Origin of the sequence: Pseudomonas sp. S35 (assembly GCF_009866765.1) — a bacterium.
Lineage (GTDB): Bacteria > Pseudomonadota > Gammaproteobacteria > Pseudomonadales > Pseudomonadaceae > Aquipseudomonas.
Window position 1 is genome coordinate 6214603 of sequence record NZ_CP019431.1, and the last position, 21938, is coordinate 6236540.

At 62.5% G+C, this 21938-nt stretch carries 17 protein-coding genes; 5 read left to right on the forward strand and 12 right to left on the reverse strand.

Annotation, left to right across the window (positions count from 1 at the left end):
- The first annotated feature begins 62 nt into the window (after positions 1-62).
- Positions 63-1904, forward strand: coding sequence for a dihydroxy-acid dehydratase (gene ilvD / locus PspS35_RS28175; protein ID WP_159937673.1), 1842 nt, complete (start codon positions 63-65; stop codon positions 1902-1904).
- A 122-nt stretch (positions 1905-2026) separates the two neighbouring features.
- On the opposite strand, the gene PspS35_RS28180 is transcribed toward ilvD, so the two are convergent.
- From PspS35_RS28180 to PspS35_RS28195, 4 genes are all read right to left on the reverse strand, one after another.
- A complete protein-coding gene (locus PspS35_RS28180; RefSeq protein ID WP_159937674.1) occupies positions 2027-4486 on the reverse strand; it encodes a TonB-dependent siderophore receptor in 2460 nt (819 codons plus the stop codon).
- Between the two features lie 131 nt (positions 4487-4617).
- Positions 4618-5565, reverse strand: a complete 948-nt coding sequence (locus tag PspS35_RS28185; RefSeq protein ID WP_159937675.1) for a FecR family protein — start codon at positions 5563-5565, stop codon at positions 4618-4620.
- Entirely contained in the window at positions 5562-6095 is a 534-nt protein-coding gene (locus tag PspS35_RS28190; protein ID WP_122307980.1) for an RNA polymerase sigma factor, read from the reverse strand. Before PspS35_RS28190 ends, PspS35_RS28185 begins: the two co-directional genes overlap by 4 nt.
- Before the next feature lie 201 nt (positions 6096-6296).
- Positions 6297-7358, reverse strand: coding sequence for a haloacid dehalogenase-like hydrolase (locus PspS35_RS28195; protein WP_159937676.1), 1062 nt, complete (start codon positions 7356-7358; stop codon positions 6297-6299).
- A gap of 242 nt (positions 7359-7600) precedes the next feature.
- Between PspS35_RS28195 and PspS35_RS28200 the strand changes: the two genes are divergently transcribed.
- Complete coding sequence (locus tag PspS35_RS28200; protein WP_159937677.1) at positions 7601-8992, forward strand: L-cystine transporter; 1392 nt, start codon at positions 7601-7603, stop codon at positions 8990-8992.
- Positions 8993-9137: 145 nt separating this feature from the next.
- Here the strand turns inward: PspS35_RS28200 and PspS35_RS28205 are convergent, their stop codons facing one another.
- Complete coding sequence (locus PspS35_RS28205) at positions 9138-9650, reverse strand: dihydrofolate reductase (RefSeq protein WP_159937678.1); 513 nt, start codon at positions 9648-9650, stop codon at positions 9138-9140.
- 69 nt (positions 9651-9719) lie between these two features.
- On the opposite strand from PspS35_RS28205, the gene PspS35_RS28210 reads away from it, so the two are divergent.
- Both PspS35_RS28210 and PspS35_RS28215 read left to right on the forward strand, forming a co-directional pair.
- Positions 9720-11099, forward strand: a complete 1380-nt coding sequence (locus PspS35_RS28210; RefSeq protein WP_159937679.1) for a DUF2868 domain-containing protein — start codon at positions 9720-9722, stop codon at positions 11097-11099.
- The gene (locus PspS35_RS28215) at positions 11092-12459 is read left to right on the forward strand and encodes a DUF3482 domain-containing protein (RefSeq protein ID WP_159937680.1); all 1368 of its coding nucleotides are present in this window, start codon (positions 11092-11094) and stop codon (positions 12457-12459) included. Before PspS35_RS28210 ends, PspS35_RS28215 begins: the two co-directional genes overlap by 8 nt.
- Here PspS35_RS28215 and PspS35_RS28220 read toward each other — a convergent pair.
- The 7 genes from PspS35_RS28220 to PspS35_RS28250 all read right to left on the reverse strand — a co-directional run bounded on the left by PspS35_RS28220 (position 12456) and on the right by PspS35_RS28250 (position 21329).
- A complete protein-coding gene (locus PspS35_RS28220; protein ID WP_159937681.1) occupies positions 12456-13010 on the reverse strand; it encodes a phosphonate degradation HD-domain oxygenase in 555 nt (184 codons plus the stop codon). The genes PspS35_RS28215 and PspS35_RS28220 overlap by 4 nt on opposite strands.
- The gene (locus PspS35_RS28225; protein WP_159937682.1) at positions 13010-14140 is read right to left on the reverse strand and encodes a TIGR03364 family FAD-dependent oxidoreductase; all 1131 of its coding nucleotides are present in this window, start codon (positions 14138-14140) and stop codon (positions 13010-13012) included. Before PspS35_RS28225 ends, PspS35_RS28220 begins: the two co-directional genes overlap by 1 nt.
- 73 nt (positions 14141-14213) lie before the next feature.
- Positions 14214-15236 carry a putative 2-aminoethylphosphonate ABC transporter substrate-binding protein gene (locus tag PspS35_RS28230; RefSeq protein WP_159937683.1) on the reverse strand — a complete coding sequence of 341 codons (1023 nt, stop codon included), beginning with the start codon at positions 15234-15236 and terminating at the stop codon, positions 14214-14216.
- Between the two features lie 19 nt (positions 15237-15255).
- Positions 15256-16968, reverse strand: a complete 1713-nt coding sequence (locus PspS35_RS28235) for a putative 2-aminoethylphosphonate ABC transporter permease subunit (RefSeq protein ID WP_159937684.1) — start codon at positions 16966-16968, stop codon at positions 15256-15258.
- 1 nt (position 16969) lies between these two features.
- On the reverse strand, positions 16970-18034 hold the full coding sequence (locus PspS35_RS28240; RefSeq protein ID WP_159937685.1) for a putative 2-aminoethylphosphonate ABC transporter ATP-binding protein: 1065 nt from the start codon (positions 18032-18034) through the stop codon (positions 16970-16972).
- Between the two features lie 168 nt (positions 18035-18202).
- Entirely contained in the window at positions 18203-19066 is an 864-nt protein-coding gene (locus PspS35_RS28245) for a LysR family transcriptional regulator (protein ID WP_159937686.1), read from the reverse strand.
- A 16-nt stretch (positions 19067-19082) separates the two neighbouring features.
- The gene (locus PspS35_RS28250; protein WP_159937687.1) at positions 19083-21329 is read right to left on the reverse strand and encodes a heavy metal translocating P-type ATPase; all 2247 of its coding nucleotides are present in this window, start codon (positions 21327-21329) and stop codon (positions 19083-19085) included.
- Between the two features lie 85 nt (positions 21330-21414).
- On the opposite strand from PspS35_RS28250, the gene cadR reads away from it, so the two are divergent.
- The gene (gene cadR / locus PspS35_RS28255; protein WP_159937688.1) at positions 21415-21855 is read left to right on the forward strand and encodes a Cd(II)/Pb(II)-responsive transcriptional regulator; all 441 of its coding nucleotides are present in this window, start codon (positions 21415-21417) and stop codon (positions 21853-21855) included.
- The last annotated feature ends 83 nt before the right edge of the window (positions 21856-21938 follow it).

Below are 21938 nucleotides of genomic sequence, written 5' to 3' on the forward strand. Positions count from 1 at the left end.
AGAAGCTCACTCCCCAGTAGTACCTGATTAGTAGTTACCTGATTAGCCGCCCGGAGTGCTCCATGCCAGATTACCGCTCGAAAACATCCACCCACGGCCGCAACATGGCCGGCGCGCGCGCATTGTGGCGTGCCACGGGGATGAAAGATGACGACTTCAAGAAGCCGATCATCGCGATTGCCAACTCGTTCACCCAGTTCGTACCGGGCCACGTCCACCTCAAGGACCTGGGCCAACTGGTCGCCCGCGAGATCGAACGCGCGGGCGGCGTGGCCAAGGAATTCAACACCATCGCCGTGGACGACGGCATCGCCATGGGCCATGACGGCATGCTGTATTCGCTGCCGAGCCGCGAGATCATCGCCGACTCCGTGGAATACATGGTCAACGCCCACTGCGCCGACGCCATCGTGTGCATCTCCAACTGCGACAAGATCACCCCCGGCATGCTGATGGCCGCCCTGCGCCTGAACATCCCGGTGATCTTCGTCTCCGGCGGCCCGATGGAAGCCGGCAAGACCAAACTCGCCTCCCACGGCCTCGACCTGGTCGACGCGATGGTCATCGCCGCCGATTCCAGCGCTTCTGACGAGAAGGTCGCGGAATACGAGCGCAGCGCTTGCCCGACGTGCGGTTCGTGCTCCGGCATGTTCACCGCCAACTCGATGAACTGCCTGGTGGAAGCCCTGGGCCTGGCGTTGCCGGGCAACGGTTCCACCCTGGCCACCCACAGCGACCGCGAGCAGTTGTTCCTGCAGGCCGGCCGCACCATCGTCGAGCTGTGCAAGCGTTACTACACCGAGAACGATGACTCGGTACTGCCGCGCAACATTGCCAACTTCAAGGCTTTCGAAAACGCCATGACCCTGGACATCGCCATGGGCGGTTCCACCAACACCATCCTGCACTTGCTGGCCGCCGCCCAGGAAGCCGAGATCGATTTCGACCTGCGCGACATCGACCGCCTGTCACGCCATGTGCCGCAACTGTGCAAGGTCGCGCCGAACATCCAGAAGTACCACATGGAAGACGTGCACCGCGCCGGCGGGATCTTCTCGATCCTCGGTTCCCTGGCCCGTGGCGGCCTGCTGCACACCGACCTGCCGACCGTGCACAGCAAGTCCCTGGCCGAAGGCATCGCCAAGTGGGACATCACCCAGACTGACGACGAAGCCGTGCACACCTTCTTCAAGGCCGGTCCGGCGGGCATCCCGACCCAGACTGCGTTCAGCCAGTCGACCCGGTGGGACACCCTCGACGACGACCGTGAAAACGGCTGCATCCGCAGTGTCGAGCACGCCTACTCCCAGGAAGGCGGCCTGGCCGTGCTGTACGGCAACATCGCCCTCGACGGCTGCGTGGTCAAAACTGCCGGTGTGGACGAATCCATCCACGTCTTCGAAGGTCGCGCCAAGATCTACGAAAGCCAGGACAGCTCGGTACGCGGCATCCTCGCTGACGAAGTGAAAGAAGGCGACATCGTGATCATCCGCTACGAAGGCCCGAAAGGCGGCCCGGGTATGCAGGAGATGCTCTACCCGACGTCCTACCTCAAGTCCAAAGGCCTAGGCAAAGCCTGCGCCCTGCTGACCGACGGCCGTTTCTCCGGCGGCACCTCGGGCCTGTCCATCGGCCACGCCTCGCCGGAAGCCGCTGCCGGTGGCGCGATTGGCCTGGTGCAGGATGGCGACAAGGTACTGATCGACATTCCGAACCGCTCGATCAACCTGTTGATCAGCGACGAAGAACTGGCGGCACGCCGGGTTGAGCAGGACAAGAAAGGCTGGAAGCCGGTTGAGAAGCGTCCACGTAAAGTGACGACCGCCTTGAAGGCTTATGCCCTGCTGGCCACCAGCGCCGACAAAGGTGCAGTGCGTAACAAGGCGATGCTTGACGGTCTGTAAGCCTCGCGCATAAAAATGCCCCGCCAGGTGCGGGGCATTTTTTTGCCTGGTGATCATGCCAGGAACACCAAAGATCAAATGTGGGAGGGGCAAGCCACTCCCGCATTGTTTACCTACATGGCTTAGAACTGCGGCTTGTACGTGACGCTGAACATCATGTTGCGTGGGTCGCCAAAGTAGTTGTTGCCCACCAACTGGCTGTAAGACGGGATGTAGTAGCGCTTGTCGAGGATGTTGTTCACGTTCACCGCCAGGGTCACTTCGTCACTGGCCTCATAGGCCACCCGTGAGTTGAAGATCGCAAAGCCGGCCTGCCCAAAGTTACGGTCGAAGCTGGTGGTCGCCGTTTGCGCGTTGACGCCTGCACCCAGGCTGATGCGGCTCAAATCCCCCGGCAGCTTGTAGTCACCCCAGATCCGCAGCATGTGCTTGGGCACCGCTGTGCTGAAGACCTTGCCCTTGAGTTCGGTGTCTTTCAAAAACACCGTGGTGTTGTAGGTGTAGCTGCTGCTGACCTGCAGGCCCGGCGCCAACTGGCCGCTGATCTCAGCCTCCACCCCCTGGCTGCGCACCTTGCCGGAAGCGGTAGAGCAGTACCAACCGCTGCAAGCATTGGGGCCATCAATGTCCGTACTGAAGTCAGTAACGGCGCGGTTTTCGTGAATATAGCGGAACAATGCGAGGGATGTATTGAGACGTCCATCCATCAACTCACCCTTGACGCCCACCTCGTAGTTGCGCCCCTCGATCGGTGGCAGGCCGGTCTTTTGCTGGGTCAACTGGGTCTGCGGGATAAACACCTGCGCGTAGCTGCCGTATACCGACCACTGCTCATCCAACGCATAAACCAAGCCAGCAAACGGGGTGACCTTGCCGTTGCTCTTGACCGAGTTTTTCTCACCGCCCTCCTGATACTCACGGGCGTAGTAATTGTCCTGGTCAAAGGCAAAGTCGTACCAACTGGTGCGGGCACCGAGGATCAATGTCAGAGGGTCTGTGAGGTTGATCCGCCAGGTGCCGTAAAGGCCTTTCTGGGTGATGTCATAGGTGCTTAAAGCCAGGTTGGCGCGGTCGGCAATACCGTTGTAGGTGGGTTCCGGGCGGTGATGATCAATTGCACCGATATCCGCCCCGGGCGTAAACGCACGGGCATAGCCATCATCGGTGTTGTACTTGGAATAGTTGCCGCCCAGCACCAGGCTTTGCTTGAACGACAGCGCCTCGAAATCACCGCTGACATACATATCCAAGCCACGGTTCTTGCCATAGAAATCCGTGGAATAGTCGGCGTAGTTACCACTTTTGGTACTCCCCACCGGAACCGCACCCACGATGAATTGATAAGTTGCTTCGTTGGACTCATTCATCGCCAACGCAGAGGCTTTGAACTTCCAGTGCTCATTGAAGCGATGCTCAAGATCCAGGTACACCGCCGTCTGATCATTGAACGAGCGGTTCCAACTCGCCCCTGTATAAGTCGAACGCGACACGTCCAGCGCGCCGCCATCGGTATGACGTGGCAAGGCGATCAAATACGGGCGCCCGTGGCTTTTCTTGTTACTGAAACCGACACCCAGCGTAGTGTCATCGTCCAGGTCAAAGTCCAATGCACCGTAGACCGTCTGCTCCCAGTTCCACACGTAGTCGGTGAACGAGTGGCCTTTTTCGTAGTTGACCACCGCCCGGCCACGGATCGTCCCGGCTTCGTTCAACGGGCCACCCACATCGGCCTGGGAGGCGTAGCGGTCCCAACTGCCAGCCTTGGCGCTCAACGTTACGGTTGGCGCCGCCTGCGGACGTTTGCGCACCAGATTCACCGCGCCCCCCGGGCTGTTTGCACCTTGCAGCAGGCCGGCGGCGCCACGCAGGACTTCCATGCGGTCGTAGATCACCATGTTCTCGGTGATGTAGCTGCCCAGCGCATAGACGTTGCGCGGCACCGGCACACCGTCGTATTGCAGCGATTCAATCTCGAAGCCACGCGCAAACATGAACATCCCCGGCCCCGGTGACTTAACCGACGCCATGCCCGGCACCGCTTCAATCGCCTGGGTCAACGTGGTGATGTTCTGGTCGTCCATGGCCTTGCGCGTCAGCACGCTGACCGATTGCGGGATGTCCTTGAGCTTTTGCGTACTCTTGCCGATGGTCACCGCACCCGTGGTGTAAGAGCCGCTGCCTTCGGTTGTAGTCCCCAAGTGCTCAGCACTGATGGTGGTTACACCGACTTCCAGGGCGTCACCGGTATCCACGCGTTTTTCCAGAGTGACGGTGTCTGCATTGATGAACGCCGCACTCAGCCCCGTGCCTCCCAGCAGCGACCCCAAGGCTTCACGTTGTCCCACGTTGCCTTTTACCCCCGGCGACATCACCCCTTGGGTCAACTCCCCGGACACCAGCACCTGCACCCGCGTCACCGCCGAAAACGCCGCCAATGCGCCATCCAGGCTTTGCCCTGGAATATCAAACCGGTACATCTGGGCCTGGGTGGTCTCGGCGGCCTGCAAATACAGCGGCGCGGTGCCGCTGGCCAATGAGATAGCCAGTGCCAGCAAGGGCCGTACGGCGAATCGGTGTGCCATGGATGGTGCTCCCCGGTGCAAAAAGTCTGTGATCGGCGCCGCACTACTTGAGAGTGCTTACTATTTACGCCTCAGTGATCAAGGACGACCGCTTGGGGAGAAACCCTGAAAGTTTTTTCAAAAAGTTGCGTTCAAGACGCCTTGCCTTCGCGCAGCACCAGTAAATACGGGGTGTAGTGCTCGGCGTGCAGGTTGAGGGTGTACTCCAGCGCCTTGATCACGGCCTCGGGTTTGTCGATTTCAAACACACCGGACACCACACGATTGCGCAGTGCGTCACCGAGTACCAGGGTCTTGCCAGGCCAGTAACGGTTCAACTCGCTGACCACCTCGGACAACGGCTGCTGGCGGAACACCAGTTGCCGCTGGCGCCAGGCAAAGCCGCTGGCCGGCTCGAAACCATGCACCTGCGCCAGTTGCCGGCCCTGATACTCCACCGCCCGCCCAGGCTCCAGATACACCGGCGCGCCGCTGCCGGCGCTGACCTCGACCTTGCCCTGCGCCACCTGCACCCGCGTCTGCGCATCACGGCGCGCCACGCTGAACTGGGTGCCGACCACCTTCACCCAGCCATCGCCGGACTGCACCACAAAGGGCCGCGCCGGGTCTTTGGTCACCTCGAAGAAGCCTTCGCCGCGCAATAAACGGATCTGCCGTTCACCGGCGCTCATGCGGACCTGCACCGCACTGTCGGTATTGAGTTGCAGGTGTGAGCCGTCGGCCAACTCAATGCTGCGTAACTCGCCGGTGCCGGTGGCGTAGTCGGCGCGCAGGCGGTCGAGCCAGGGGGTGTTTTGCACGGTCAGGCCCAGCGCCAGCAGCACGGCGGCGGCGACGGCCCAACGGCGCACCGGTCTGCGCCAGGCGGCTTGCTGCGCCCGGCGAACCACCCGCGCCGGTTCGCGCAGGCCGCCAAGCATCGCCTGCACTTCCTGCCAGGCTTGATCCTCGGCACTGCCCTGGCCCAGCCAGACGGCAAACGCGTCCAGCTCAGCGGGCGTGACGTCGTCGGCCTGCAAGCGGAAATACCAGCCGGATGCTTCGGCGAACAGTTCGTCGGCAGTGGGTGTGGCAGTCATGACCGACGTCCTTGTGCATCGCAGGCAAGCCGCGTCTTGATGTAGGCGCGGCATTCAATCAAGGCGCGACGCAATTGGTATTCCACACTGCGCGGGGTGATCGACAGGCGTTCGCCAATCTCGCGGTAGGAAAGTTCGTCGACATGATAGAGCAGGAAGATCTGCCGAGTCGCTTCGGGCAACGCCAGGATGGCGTCCTGCATCAGTTGCTCTTGCTGGTAGGCGGCCAATTGTTCGTCGGCGCCGGGGTTGCTGCACGGCAGTTCTTCGCTGGGCTCGCCGGCATCCAGGCGCTCACGGCGAATAGCCTGGCGCTGATGATCGCGCACCAGGTTGCTGGCGATGGTGAAGAGGAAGGCTGGCAGGTTGTCGATTTTTTCGCCGGACTCCAGGCGCGCCAGGCGCAGGAACGACTCCTGAGTCAGGTCAGCGGCCACCTGGGCACTGCCGGTGCGTCGGGTGACGAAGGCTTCGAGGGCTTTCTTCTGCTCCGCGAACAGGCGCGCGATCTGCGAATTCCAGGAGAGCACGGCACGACCTTGAGGGGAACGGAGGGTTCAGGAGGTGCGCACGCTAGCAGAGGATGAGATTGGTTCGCAATTGATATCTATTTCTTGCCTTGCCTTTGTGGTGTTCAGTTAGCCAACGGGGGCAACCCACCTCCCACATTTCGGTTTGTGAACACTTTCAAATGTGGGAGCTGGCTTGCCTGCGAAAAGGGCGACTCGGTCCTACTGAATGTCCTCCGGCTTGACGATCACCCAGTTCTTGTCCGCCGTCACCGGCAACCCTTCCTTGGCCTGCGCCGCCGCATGCTTGGCCATCATGCCGTTGAGTTGGGTCATGTATTTGTCCTTGCGGTTGATCCACAGGTGAACGCCACCCTTGGCCACGTCCACATCGTGGAACAGCATGTAGCCGTCGCTGGTCGGTGTGTCGCCGCCGACGATCACCGGTTTTTTCCATTCGTCGATGTAGGTGAGGATCGCCGCGTGCTTACCGGCCATCCAGGTTGCCGGGGTCCACAGGTACGGCGTGAGTTCCAGGCCAAGGTTGGCCTTCTCGTCATACTTGCCGGCGGTGATCTGTTTGCGTGCGGTGGTCAGTTCGCCGGTCTTGCGGTCCTTGAGCAGCGTGGTCACGCCAATCACGTTTTCGGGTTTGACGTTGTAGCCGTACTTGGGATCGGCAGCGACCATGCGCACCAACTCCTCGGAAGCGGCGGTCATCACGTACACCTCGATGCCGTTTTCCATCAGCTTGTTGTACAACTCGGTCTGGCCGGTGAAGACTTTCGGCGGCTGCACCTCGGACTTCTTCACCACGTCGCCTTCGAAATAGCTGACCGGCACTGGCTTGCCGGACGCCATCAGCTCATCCACCTGCACCTTGAGCTCCTTGAGGGTGAAGCCGGAAAATACCTGGGCGACCCACGGGTAGCAGACCATGTCGTCCACTTCGCACAGGCGATAGTAGTAACTGAACAGGCTTTCCTTATGGTCGGCGGTGTCTTTGAACGGCATAAGCTTGAGCGACGGATCGAGGCTGTCGCGGGTGATCAGGCCCTTGTTTTCCATGTAGGGCAGCAGGGACTCTTCAAGGTCGTAGCGGTAACTGGTGTTGTCCATGTCGAACACCGCGTAGTTACCCTTGTTGGCGTTGGCGGCGATCATGTCGTTCAGTTGCTTGGCCGCAGGCGCGGGCCAGTGTTTCAACTCGGTGGCGGCAAACGCCTGGCTGGCGAGTCCCAGGCAAAGTGCGGCGGATACCAGTAGTTTCGGCACGAGCTTCATAGGCGTTGTCTCCCTGAGTGAAAGACATTGACGCTAACAAATCCCCGTGACAGTTCCCATGTTGAGCGCGACCGTGCGCGTCCTGATCCCGCCAACGGCATACGCCGGAGCGTCAACGGCTTATTCCAAAAACGACAGTTGCCATTCCATATCGGTATTAAATCAATAAATATCAAGCTGTTAGGCTTTCCGGTTCGCAATCGCAGGCTCACGCGATTGGCTGCCTTCTCAACGGAGCTTCAATGAATCTGCCCCTGATTCTCAACTTACTGGTGTTCGTGGCCCTGCTGTTGGGCCTGGCACAAACCCGCCGCACTCACTGGAGCCTCGCCAAGAAGGTGCTGTTCGCCCTGGTCTTGGGTGTGGCGTTCGGTGTGGCGCTGCACAGCATCTACGGTGCCGGCAACCCGGTGCTCAAGGCCTCCATCGGCTGGTTCGATCTGGTCGGTAATGGCTACGTGCAATTACTGCAAATGATCGTGATCCCGCTGGTATTCGCGTCGATCCTCAGCGCTGTGGCGCGTCTGCACAACGCGGCTTCCTTGGGCAAGATCAGCTTCCTGACCATCGGCACGCTGCTGTTCACCACCGCGATTGCGGCGCTGATCGGTATCGGCCTGACCAACCTGTTCGGCCTCACCGCCGAAGGCCTGGTGGCCGGCACCCAGGAAATGGCGCGCCTGCAAGTGATCCAGAGTGATTACGCGGGCAAGGTCGCCGACCTGAATATCCCGCAGTTGCTGCTCTCGTTCGTGCCATCCAACCCGTTTGCCGACCTGGCCCGGGCCAAGCCGACGTCGATCATCAGCGTGGTGATTTTCGCTGCATTCCTGGGCGTCGCCGCGCTGCAACTGCTCAAGGATGACGTGGAAAAAGGCCAGAAAGTGCTCAACGCCATCGACACCCTGCAAGCCTGGGTGATGCGCTTGGTGCGCCTGGTGATGAAGCTGACCCCGTACGGCGTGCTGGCATTGATGACCAAAGTGGTCGCCGGCTCCAACCTGCAAGACATCATCAAGCTCGGCAGCTTCGTGCTGGTGTCGTACCTGGCGCTGGGCCTGATGTTCGTGGTGCACGGCCTGCTGCTGTCGCTGGCCGGGATCAACCCGCTGCGGTTTTTCCGCAAGGTCTGGCCAGTGCTGACGTTTGCCTTCACTAGCCGCTCCAGCGCGGCGGCCATCCCGCTGAGCATTGAAGCGCAGACCCGTCGCCTGGGCATCCCGCAATCCATCGCCGGTTTCGCCGCCTCGTTTGGCGCGACCATCGGCCAGAACGGGTGTGCCGGTCTTTATCCGGCGATGTTGGCCGTGATGGTAGCGCCGACCGTGGGTATCAACCCACTGGACCCGCTGTGGATCGCAACCCTGGTGGCGATTGTGACCCTGAGTTCGGCCGGTGTGGCCGGCGTGGGCGGCGGCGCGACCTTTGCCGCGCTGATCGTGCTGCCGGCGATGGGCTTGCCAGTGTCACTGGTGGCGCTGCTGATTTCCGTGGAGCCGTTGATCGACATGGGCCGTACGGCGTTGAACGTGAACGGTTCGATGACGGCGGGCGCGATTACCAGTCAGATCATGGGGCAGACGGATAAAGCGCTGTTGGATGCCGATGAGCATGGCGAACTAGCGCAGGCCTGAACCCGGCCATGTAGTGAGCGGGCTTGCCCCGCGCTGGGTGGCGAAGCCGCCCTAAACCCAGGCATCGCGGTGTTTCAGTTAGACCGGGCTGCATGGATTTGGGGCGGCTTCGCCCCCCAGCGCGGGGCAAGCCCGCTCACTACAGTCAGTTGTGCTCCCAGACCTCAAAGTTGTACGCCGGTTTGTCACCCTCGGCTGGGTTCTCTAGATTCGACACCAGCTTCCACTGCCCCTGATCAAACGCCGGAAACCAAGCATCCCCTTCCGGGCTCAGCGCCACCCGCGTCAGGTACAGGCGATCGGCCTGCTCCAGCCCCTGCGCATACAGCTGCGCGCCGCCGATCAGCATCAGCTCGTCCACGCCTTGCTCCAGTGCCCAGGCTTCGGCCCGCGCCACGGCGGCATCGAGCGACGGAAAAACTTCCGCACCTTCCAGCGCCAGGTCGGTCTGACGGCTAACCACGATATTCAAGCGCCCCGGCAGCGGTCGGCCCAGGGAATCCCAGGTCTTGCGCCCCATGATGATCGGCTTGCCCAGGGTGGTGGCCTTGAAATATTTGAAATCCCCCGGCAAATGCCAGGGCATGCTGTTGTCGACGCCGATCACGCGGTTTTCACCGAGGGCTGCGATCAGGCTTAAAGGGAGAGTTTTTTTCATGGCGACGAGAATACCAGAGCCACGACCCAGCGGTTATGCTCCAGGCTCACTGACACAACAGGACGGCGCGTGACTGCACTGAACCCGCTGCAAAAACTCTGGCTGACAGAAACCGTGCGCCTGCGTGAAGAACACGCAGGCGCCCTGGAGGACTTGGAAGCCAACCGCCTGGCCCGCACGGCCGGCGGCGATCTGCCGACGCGTATCCAGCATCGCGCCTTGCATCTGGCCGAGCGCGATGGGCTGACTGCCGCCCTCACCCGCTGGCTGCAAGGTGCGCGTTTGGCACTGGTGCTGCTGGCGCTAGTCGCCGTAGTCAGCGGCGCCGGGCTTGCCTTCGCGGCACTTGGCAACGGCTTGACCCCGGTGAATGTGTTCTGGGCCCTGGGCAGCCTGCTCGGTTTGAACCTGATCCTGTTGATAAGCTGGGCAATGGGCCTGCTGTTTGCTGGAGAACACAGCGCCAGCCTTGGTCGCTTATGGCTGTGGCTCAGTGAAAAACTAGCCCGTGACGCCAAGGCCGCGCAATTGGCGCCCGCGTTGTTGCTGGTGTTGCAACGCCAGAAACTCAATCGCTGGGCGGTAGGCGTACTGGTCAACGGTTTGTGGTTGCTGGCCTTGCTCAGCGCACTGGTGATATTGCTGACGCTGCTCGCCACCAGGCGCTACGGCTTTGTGTGGGAGACCACCATTCTCGGCGCCGACACCTTCGTCGCCGTCACCCAGGCCCTCGGCAGCCTGCCAGCCTTGCTTGGCTTCAGCGTGCCCACCGTCGAGATGATTCGCGCCAGCGGCGACTCGGCCCTGAATATCGAAAGCGCTCGCCAAGCCTGGGCCGCCTGGCTGGTGGGCGTATTGCTGGTCTACGGCCTGCTGCCGCGACTGCTCCTCGCCCTGCTGTGCCTGTGGCGCTGGAAACGCGGGCGCGCCGCCTTGCGCCTGGACCTGAACCTACCGGGCTACAGCCAACTGCGCGAACGCCTGATGCCCAGCAGCGAACGCCTCGGGGTCAACGACGCCGCGCCCGAGCAATTGCATCACGTCGCCGGCGGCGTCAGTGAATTGGACAGCAACGGCGCCCTGCTGGTGGCCATCGAACTGGACGACCAGCACCCTTGGCCGCCCAAACTGCCGGCTCAGGTGAAAAATGCCGGCATCCTCGACAGCCGTGAATCGCGCCACAAATTGCTGGAACAACTCACCCGCTTCCCGCCCGCCCGCCTGGCCATCGCCTGCGACCCACGCCGCTCGCCGGATCGCGGCAGTCTCGCACTGATCGCCGAACTCGCACGCAGCGCCGCCGCCACCCGTGTCTGGCTGCTGCAAGCGCCGCCCGGCCAAGCGCTGGATGCCGAACGCCTGGGCGATTGGCACAGCGCGCTGCATCAGCTGGAATTGCCGTTTGCCGACTGCGCGCCGCTGAACTGGCTGGAGACCGGTCATGACTAAACCGCTGAAACTTGCCGTGGTCGGCCACACCAACGTGGGCAAGACCTCGCTGCTGCGCACCCTGACCCGTGACGTGGGCTTCGGCGAAGTGTCCCATCGCCCCAGCACCACGCGGCATGTGGAGGGCGCGCGCCTGTCGGTGGACGGCGAAGCCCTGCTGGAGCTGTATGACACGCCCGGCCTGGAAGATGCCATCGCCCTGCTCGACTACCTGGAACGCCTCGACCGCCCTGGCGAACGCCTGGACGGCCCGGCACGCCTGGCGCGGTTCCTGGAAGGCAGCGAAGCGCGCCAGCGTTTCGAGCAGGAAGCCAAAGTGCTGCGCCAACTGCTGGCCTCGGACGCCGGGCTGTATGTGATCGACGCCCGCGAGCCGGTGCTGGCCAAGTACCGCGATGAGCTGCAAGTGCTGGCCAGTTGCGGCAAACCGTTGCTGCCGGTGCTCAATTTTGTCAGCAGCAGCGAGCACCGCGAGCCGGACTGGCGCGAAGCCCTGGCCCGCCTCGGCCTGCATGCGCTGGTGCGTTTCGACAGCGTCGCACCGCCGGAAGACGGCGAACGTCGCCTGTATGAAAGCCTCGCCCTGCTGCTGGAAAACGCCCGGCCGCAACTGGAACGGCTGATCCTCGATCAAGAAGCCCAGCGCCAGGCCCGCCAGCAAAGCGCCGCACGCTTGATCGCCGAGTTGCTGATCGACTGCGCCGCGTGCCGGCGCAGCGTGGTCACTGAAGATGAGCAGCAAGCCATCGGCGATTTACGCAAGGCCGTGCGCCAGCGCGAACAAAAATGCGTAGACGCCCTGCTCAAGCTGTTCGGTTTCCGCCCACAAGACGCGGCCGCCAGCGACTTGCCGCTGCTGGATGGCCGCTGGGGCGACGACCTGTTCAACCCGGAAACCCTCAAGCAACTCGGCGTGCGCGTGGGTGGCGGGATCGCTGCCGGCGCCGCAGCGGGGGCCGGGGTAGATCTGCTGGTCGGCGGGCTGACGCTGGGCGCCGCGGCCCTGGCCGGCGCCATCGCCGGGGGCGCGCTGCAAACCGCGCGCAGCTATGGCAGCCGCCTGCTGGGCAAGATCAAAGGCCAGCGCGAGCTGACCGTGGATGACAGCGTGCTGCGCCTGCTCGCCCTGCGCCAACGCCAGTTGCTCAAGGCCCTGAGCGTGCGCGGCCACGCGGCGATGCACAGCATCAAGGTCGATACGCCCCAGGACAAAACCTGGCGCGAAGGCAAGTTGCCGGAGGCGCTGCACAAAGCCCGTGCCCACCCGCAATGGTCGTCGCTCAACCCCCACGCCAAGCTGAGCCAGGCCGAACGCCAGGAGCAGGTCGAGGCCCTCGCCCAGCGCCTCGACGAGACTTAAGCCGCCAGCACTTGCCGGGCCTTGGCCTTGAGGATTTCAAGGTCGAGCAGCGGCACGTGCCGGGCCTTGGCCTGTTCATCCCAGTGGCGCATGCGCAGGCTGATGTGACACAACGGGTCCTGTTCGAAGGCCCGTGCCTCCTCGGCTGTCATCACGCCGCCCTGATAGCCTAGGGTACGACGGCTGGCTTCGCTCAGGCGGGCGTAGTAGTCCGGTTGGCTGAAGGTCAGGTAGCGCTTGGCTTGCACGTGATATTCCACCAATTTGGCCATGCGCTCGCTGAACCCCGCGCGACGCAGGTAATCCGCGCCCAGCCGCTCGTGGCTGACCACGCCGTAGCCGCCCATGTTGTCGCCACCCTGGCCGCAGAGATGGCCGATATCGTGGAAGAACGCCGCCAACACCACTTCATCGTCGAAGCCCTCAGCCATCGCCCGTTGCGCGGCCTGGGACATGTGTTCGATCTGCGACACCGGCTCGCCGATGTAATCCGCCGCGCCGTGCTGTTCGTACAGTCCGAAGACGTCGGCAATCACTTGTTCCCGGTTCATCACGCCTCCCACAATGCACAGATATTGCGCTCGGCCATCGCCGGCCCCACGCTCATGCCCACGCCGGTGTGCATCAACGCCGCACTCACGCCCGGCGCCGCCTGCAAGAACGAAAACGGCGCAGGCCCACGCGAGCCGTAAACGCCCTGCCAACGCTCCACCACCTGGATCTTGCAGCCCAAGGTCTGCTGGGCCAATTCGATCATCCAGTCATCGACCTGCTCGGCGTTGAACGGCGACGCATCGCTGCCGTAATCATGGGAGTCACCGATGATCAGTTCACCGTGAGGCGTCGGGCTGATCAGCAAGTGAATGCCATGCTCATGCAGGTACGGTGCTTCGCGCAGGATCTGCGCCTGCACCGGCGCGGCTTCCGGCAAGTCGGCGAAGGCGCCGTAATGCACGCAACTGAGGCCGGTGAGCAAGGCGTGTTGCAGGTTCAGGTTGAGCACCGGCCGGGCGCGCAGCATTTGCAGGCGACAGACCTGCGGGTTGAGCGGCGCAATCGCTTCGGCCAGCAGGGTTTGGTAATCGTGGCCGGAGCAGACGATGATCTGCTCGCCGCGAAAGCTCCCCGCCGTGCTGTGCAACTGGCCCGGCTCGACGTCGCGCACGAGCGTGGAGAAGTGAAACTCCACGTTCAGGTCTTGCGCCAGGTAGTTGATCAACGCCGGGATCGCCTCGCGGGAATACAGTTGCTGATCGTCCTTGCCATGCAGCGCGGCACGATGATGGCGGAACTGGCCGCCGTACAAGTCCTTCATTGCCGCGCCTTGCAGTAACTCGACGTTGTAGCCGTACGCTTGCGCGCGCCCGGCGCAGAAGGCTTCCAATAAGTGTTCTTCAGCCTCGCTGCGGGCAAACAGATAGGAGCCATTGCGCTTGAGCTGCAGGCCGGCGGTTTGTGCCCAATGGCCCCAGATCTCGCGGCTTTCGCGCGCCAGGTCGAGCATCGGGCCCGGTGGTTGGCCGGTGACCAGCGCCTGGCCGAAGTTACGCACCGAAGCGCCCAACGGCGTGGCACTGCGCTCGAAGACTTTGACCTTGAGGCCACGCTTGGCGGCGGCGTAGGCGTGGGACAGGCCGAGGATGCCGGCGCCGATGATCAGCAGGTCGCTGTGGTGTGTCATTTAGTGATGTCCTGTTTTCAAGACCGCCATCGGGGGCAAGCCCCCGATGAGGCCATCAGCCCAAACGGAGCAATTACTGACCCGCCACCTTCTCCGACTTGCCGTCATAGCGCTTGCGCCACTCGGTCAAAATGCTGTCGCGATTCTTCGACGCCCAGGCAAAGTCGTTCTTGATCAAACGCTGCTCATAGTCGGCCGGCAATTCGGTCTGCGGCTTGGCGATACCCGGCTGGGCAAGCACGGCGAAGTTGTCCTTGTACAACTCCATCGCCGCAGGGCTGGCGGAGAAGTCGGCCAGTTTCTTCGCCGCGTCAGCATGGGCGCTGCCCTTGATCACGGCAGTCGCTTCGATGTCCCAACCCAGGCCTTCTTTCGGCAGGATGATGTCCAGCGGCGCGCCCTGGCGCTTGAGCTGCACCGCCGGGTATTCAAACGAAATACCAATCGGGAACTCCCCCGACGCCGCCAGCTTGCACGGCTTGGAACCGGAGTGAACGTACTGGCCGATGTTCCGGTGCAGGTCGTCCATGTACTGCCAGCCCTGCTTCTCGCCGTAGGTCTGCAGCCAGGCGCTCACATCCAGGAAACCGGTACCGGAGGACGCCGGGTTGGGCATGACGATCTTGCCCTTGTACTCAGGCTTGGTCAGGTCTTGCCAGCTCACCGGTTTGGTCAGGCCCTGTTTCTCGGCCTCGACGGTGTTGAAGCAGATGGTCGCGGCCCACACGTCCATGCCGACCCAGGCCGGTGGGTTGGCGGCGTCGCGGTAGTTTTTGCCGATCTTGTCCAGGTCCTTCGGTGCGTAGTTGTCGAGCATGCCCTGCTGGTCGAGGATCGCCAGGCTGGAGGCGGCCAGGCCCCACACTACGTCGGCTTGCGGGCGATCTTTCTCGGCCAGCAGCTTGGCGGTGATGATGCCGGTGGAGTCGCGCACCCACTTGATCTCAATGTCAGGGTTGGCTTGCTCGAAGGCCTTTTTGTAGGTCTTCAACTGCTCGGCTTCGAGGGCCGTGTACACGGTCAGCTCGGTCTTGGCGAAGGCATTCAGGCTGAATGCAGTGAGTACGGCAGCGACCAGCGCCAGGGGCTTGAACATGGAACACCTCCTTCAGGGATTATTGGCCGGGCGGGCTTTGGCGCCAGGCTTGGGAGCGGCGCAGCGCGCCACGTGAGGCCCACGCCAGCAGCAGCGAGACGCCGGCCGAAGTGAACAGGATCAGGGTCGACATGGCCGCCGCGCCGCCCACGTTGCCGGCGTCGTCCATGTTCAACACGGCGACGGCGGCGAGAATGGTGTCGGGGCTGTAGAGGAAGATCGCGGCGGACACGGTGGTCATCGCCGACACAAACAGGTAACGCACGATGTCCAGCAGCGCCGGCAGGCAGATCGGCACAGTGACGCGCAGGTAATGGCGGTACAGCGGCGCCTTGAGCGACAGCGCAGCGGCTTCGAACTCGCTGTCCAACTGGCGCAGGGCGGTGGTGGCGGTCATCTGCGCAGTGGTCAAATAGTGCGCAATGGTGCACACCACCAGCAGGGTCATGGTGCCGTAGAACACGTGCAGCGGGTTGCCGCTGAGGTTGAAGAAGAACACGTAGCCCAAGCCGAGTACCAAGCCCGGCACGGCCATCGGTACAAAGCTGAGCAGGCGCAGCGCCAGGTTCAGGCCCTTCTGGCCTTTGGTTTTTTCCATCAGGTAGGCGCCGGTGAAGATCAGCACGCTGCCGATCAATGCCGTGCACAGGGCCATGATCAGGCTGTTGCGGTAAGCCAGCCAACCGCCACCGGCCGTGTCTTCAAACTGATAGTGATTGAGCGACAGCGACAGGTTGTACGGCCAGAACTTGACCAGCGAGGAATACACCGCCATGCCGAACACCATCAGCAACACGGCGCAGATCAGTAGGACAATGGCCAGGTAGCAGCCATCCCTTACCCGCGATGGCGCCGGCTGGAACACCTGGGCGCGGCCACTCATGGCGTCGCCATGACGCCGGCGCAACCACGCATCCACGCCAAAGCTGAACAGCGCCGGCAGCAGCAACACCATGCCGATCAAGGCGCCGCGTCCGAACTGTTGCTGGCCGACCACGGCCTTGTAGGCTTCCAGCGCCAGCACCTGGTAATCACCGCCGACCACCACGGGCACGCCGAAGTCGGTGATGGTCAGGGTAAACACCAGGCAAAACGCGGCGAATACAGCCTGGCGCGTGGCCGGCCAGGTGATACTGCGAAACGCCCGGGCCGGGCTGGCGCCCATGCTCGAGGCCGCGTCGAACAGCCGCGCATCCGCCAGGGAAAGCGCCGACAGCAGGATCATCAAGGCGTGTGGGAAGGTGTAGATCACCTCACCCAACACAATCCCCCAGAACCCGTAGATATTCTCCGAAAGCAGCCCGCGCAGCAGGCCTTGGTTGCCGAACAGGTACACCAGTGCAATTCCCGGCAACATTGACGGTGCCATCAACGGCAGCAGCGACAGGCCACGCCAGATAGCCTTGCCAGGCATCAACGTGCGTTGCAGCCCGTAGGCAAACAGGTAAGCCAGCGGTACGACAATGGCCGCGACGCTGAAGGAGACTTTCAGGCTATTGCCCAGCAGCCAGTGGAAGTTGGCGCTGGTGAGCAACTCCCGCGCAGCAACCAGCCCACCGCCCTGCCCGGCCTCGCTGCTGAAACCGCGCCAGAAAATCGCCAACAACGGCATCAAGACGGCGATGCTCAGCAAGCACAGCCACAGCACTTTGCCGCCGACCACAAATAAGCGGTCGCCTGTTTCAGCGCGGGATACTTCACGGGGCATCGGCAATGTCATATCCACGGCCATCTCAGGCAAACACCTGCAGGCTGCGCGGCGGCAAAGCCACCCAGATGTCCTGGGCGCCCAGACGTGGCATGGCTTCTGGAGCCAGTTCAGCGAGCAATGGATGACCCGGTAACTGCTCCAGTTCAAAGCTCATGCGGCAGCGGTTGCCGAGGAAGGTGATCTCGCGGACCTTGGCCGGGAACAGGTTTTCTTCATGCACCGGCGGGTTGACGCTGATGGCTTCCGGGCGACAGAACAGGCGGCCGGACTTGGCCACGCCGGCATCATCGGCCAGGCGCATGTTCATCCCGCCGACCTGAGCATGGCTGGCACTGTTACGGCTGAAGGGCAGCCAATTACCCTGGCCGACAAACTCCGCCACGAACGGCGTGGCCGGGCGGTCGTAGATTTCCTGGGGCGTGGCGTACTGCTCGACCTTACCGTTGTTCATCACAGCGATGCGGTCGGCCATCAACATGGCTTCGTCCTGGTTGTGGGTGACCATCAAGGTGGTGATGCCCAGGCGTCGTTGCAGTTGGCGCAACTCGGTGCACAGGTGCTCGCGCACGCGGGCGTCGAGGGCCGACATGGGTTCGTCCAACAGCAACAACGAAGGCGCCGGCGCCAAGGCGCGGGCCAGGGCCACACGTTGCTGTTGGCCGCCGGAAAGCTGGCCGGGGTATTTTTTTTCGCTGCCCAGCAGGCCCACCAGTTCCAGCATCTGCCCGACCCGCTTGCGCACCTCATCGCGACCACTGCCGGTAAGGCCGTAGCCGATGTTCGCTTCAATGGTCAGGTTGGGAAACAGCGCGTAGGACTGGAACAGAATGCCGTAGTCCCGCGCCTGGGGCGGCAGTAGGGAAACATCACGATCACCCAGGTAAAGTTCGCCGCTGTCCTGGCGCTCCAGACCGGCGATGCAACGCAGCAAGGTGGTCTTGCCACAACCGGACGGCCCCAGCAGGCACACCAGCTCGCCAGCGGCGACGTCCAGGGACACGTGGTCCAGCGCAGTGAAGGCGCCGAAGCGTTTCTGGATACCGCGCACCTTCATGGGCGCGCCGGGTTGGGTCAGGGTTGTGTGCATGGTGGCACCTCATCAAACGGATGAAGGCCATGCTAGGCAGGCAATGCGTCGCTCGTGTGGCAGGAAGGCAAAACGTGGCGATAGTGGTATTGGTGGATTTGGGTTGGGGCCTTAGAGGTGTGGTGTCTAGGCTTGCCCCCGATTGGCCCTCAAGACCACCGCAACACTTCAGATGGGAGACATCTCTTGAGCCAGGCCGAGGAAGGCCGCCGGCAGCCGCGCGCCTTTGCGTTCCTTGAGGCAGTACAAGTACTCCGGAATCTGCGGCGCATTCTCGATGGTCAGTACCCGCAGTTGTGGGTCATGGGGCACTTCCTGGCGGGCGATGATGCTGATGCCGATATTGCGCAGCACCGCTTCGCGAATCGACTCGCGACTGCCGATCTCCAACAACGGCCCATAGCTCACACCCGCGCCCTGCAACATGTCCTCGGTCAGCCGCCGGGTGGTAGAGCCCGCTTCACGCATCAACAGCGTATGCCCGGCCAACGCGGTCAATGGCACATGGTCGAGCTTGGCCAGGGGATGATTGCGATGCACCGCGAGCACCAAGGGGTCGGTGCCGAGTACGCGGCGGATCAAGCGCGGGTCTTCGAGCAATTGCGAGGAAGCGGCGACATCGACGCGGTAATCGTCCAACGCTTCGAGCACCTGTTGGGAGTTGCCGATTTCCACCGACACTTCCACTTGCGGCAAGCGTTCGCGAAAGGCTTTGACCAGATCAAGGATGTAATACGGCGCGGTCGCGGCAATGCGCAGGGCACCCTGTACCTGGCCGTTGTTGCGCAGGAAGAACTCGATATCCGCTTCCTGCTGCAACAGCGCCTTGACCATCGGCAGCAACCGCGCACCCTCGTCGCTGACGGTGAGGCGGCGACCACCGCGATAGAACAGCTCGACGCCGTATTGGCTTTCCAGGTTGCGGATCTGGGTGGTGACCGTGGGCTGGCTCAGGCCGAGTTTTTTCGCCGCCTGGGTAATGCTCCCCAGGCGGGCGACCATAAAAAACGCCTTCAGCTCAGCACTCAGCACACCACCCTCTCAAGCTTTATTTGCGCAACAGGCGCAGGCCATTGAACACCACCAGCAAGGCCACGCCCATGTCGGCGAAGACCGCCATCCACATGGTGGCCATGCCCAGGAACGTGACCACCAGGAAAATCGCCTTGATCACCAGCGCCAGGGCGATGTTCTGCTTGAGGATACTCGACGTTTGCCGCGACAAACGAATGAATGCCGGGATCTTGCGCAAATCATCGTCCATCAGCGCCACGTCAGCGGTTTCGATGGCAGTGTCGGTGCCGGCAGCGGCCATGGCGAAACCGATCTCGGCGCGGGCCAGGGCCGGGGCGTCGTTGATGCCGTCGCCGACCATGCCCACGCGGTGGCCCTGGCCATAAAGGGCTTCGATGGCCTGCAGTTTGTCGGAAGGCAGCAGGTCGCCCCGTGCCTGATCGATGCCGACCTGGGCCGCAATCGCCTGGGCGGTGTGGGTGTTGTCGCCGGTGAGCATCAGGGTCTTGATGCCCAAGTCGTGCAGTTGCTGGATGGCTTCGCGGCTGCTGTCCTTGACGGTGTCGGCCACGGCGAACAGCGCCAGTGGGCCGGATTTGTCGAGCAGCAACACCACGGACTTGCCTTGCTTCTCCAAGGCGAAGAGTTTGTCTTCCAGCGCCGGCGAGCACAGCCCGAGGTCTTCCACCAGGCGGTGGTTGCCCAGGTGGTAGGTCTGGCCGTTGATGTCGCCGCGCACACCACGACCGGCCAGGGCTGCGAAGTTATCCACAGCAAAAACCTGCAGGTTTTTATCCACAGCCGCTTTGGCGATGGCCAAAGACACCGGGTGGTCGGAACGCCCAGCCAAACTGGCGGCCAGGGCCGGTGCGGTGTCCGCGACGTTGGGGAACAACGCCAGGTAATCGGTTTGCACCGGTTTGCCGTGGGTGATGGTGCCGGTCTTGTCCAGCGCCAGGTAGTCGAGCTTGTAACCACCCTCCAGGTACACGCCGCCCTTGATCAGGATGCCTTTGCGCGCTGCCGCCGCCAGGCCGCTGACGATGGTCACCGGGGTGGAGATCACCAAGGCACAGGGGCAGGCCACCACCAACAGCACCAGAGCGCGGTAGATCCAGTCGAACCACAGGCCTGCCATGAACAGCGGCGGGATAATCGCCACGCCCAAGGCCAGCAGGAATATGGCCGGGGTGTAGATCTTCGAGAAACTGTCGACGAAGCGCTGAGTCGGTGCCCGTGCGCCTTGTGCCTGTTCGACCGCGTGGATGATCCGCGCCAGTGTGGAGTTATTGGCCGCGGCCGTGACCTTGTACTCCAGGGAGCCGGCCTGGTTGATGGTGCCGGCGAAGACTTTATCGCCCACGGTCTTTTCAATCGGCAAGCTTTCACCGGTAATCGGCGCCTGGTCGATGGTGGATTGGCCGGCAGTGACTTCACCGTCCAGGCCGATGCGCTCGCCGGGCTTGACCCGCACGATGGCACCCAGTTCGATGCTTTTGACTTCCTGTTCAACCCAACTGCCATCCGCCTGCTGCACCGTGGCCTGTTCCGGGGCCATCTGCATCAAGCCGCTGATGGCATTGCGCGCACGGTCCAAGGATTTGGCTTCAATCAGCTCAGCCACGGTGAACAGGAACATCACCATAGCGGCTTCCGGCCATTGGCCGATCAGGATCGCGCCGGTCACGGCGATGCTCATCAAAGCGTTGATGTTCAGGTTGAGGTTTTTCAGGGCGATCCAGCCCTTTTTATAAGTGGTGAGGCCGCCGCTGAGGATCGACACCAGTGCGACGATGGCAATCACCCACGTGGGCGCGGCGTTGGTGAAGTGCAGCACTTCGGCGCCCAACGCGCCGATGCCGGACACTGCCAACGGCCACCAATGCTTCTTGGCGGGCGGCTCGGCGGCCGGGGTGCCTTCTACAATCGGATCGGCCTGCATGCCCAGGGATTTGATCGCCTCGATGATCGGCGCGGTGCTCGGCAGGTCATGGGTGACGCCGAGGATGCGGTTGATCAGGTTGAATTCCAATTGCTGCACGCCGGCGAGCTTGCCCAGTTTGTTCTGGATCAGCGTTTGCTCGGTGGGGCAGTCCATGGCTTCGATGCGGAAAGTACTCAAGCGCGCGCCAGCGGTGGGCGCCTCGCTCAGTTGCACCAACGCAGGCGCCGGCGTGCCGGAGCAGCAGGCACCGCCATGTTTATGCACAGGCGTCAGCTTCGGTTCGCCGTGATCATGGTCGTGGTCATGTTTGTGCGAGGTGTGCAGGGAATCGCTCATTCTGTCGCGTCCGTAAAGGTGCCTGTTGCCAAGTAAAGACCCTGTAGCCACTATAGGGTCAAGCACCCATTTGGAGATTGCTGCGATGAAGATCGGCGAATTGGCCAAACTGACCGACTGTCAGGTGGAAACCATCCGGTATTACGAGAAAGAAGGCCTGCTTCCACCACCGGCCCGCACCGACGCCAACTACCGCGTGTACACCCAGGCGCATACAGAGCGGCTGATCTTTATCCGCAACTGCCGCAGCCTGGACATGACCCTGGAAGAAATCCGCAGCCTGCTCAGCCTGCGCGACAGCCCACAGGACCAGTGTGAAAGTGTGAATGCGTTGATCGACGAGCATATCCACCATGTGAAAGCGCGGATCGATGGACTGTTGGCGTTGCAGGTGCAGTTGCTGGACTTGCGCCAACGCTGTGGCGGTGGGCCGGAGTGTGGGATCTTGCAGCGGCTGGAGGTCAGCGGGAGTGTGGCGGCCAGCGAGGCCGAGCCCTCACATGTGGGCAGAAGCCACGGCCATTAAACGGGCCAAATGTGGGAGGGGGCTTGCCCCCGATGCGCAGATTCAGCCACCCAATACTTAGCTGACCCACCGCTATCGGGGGC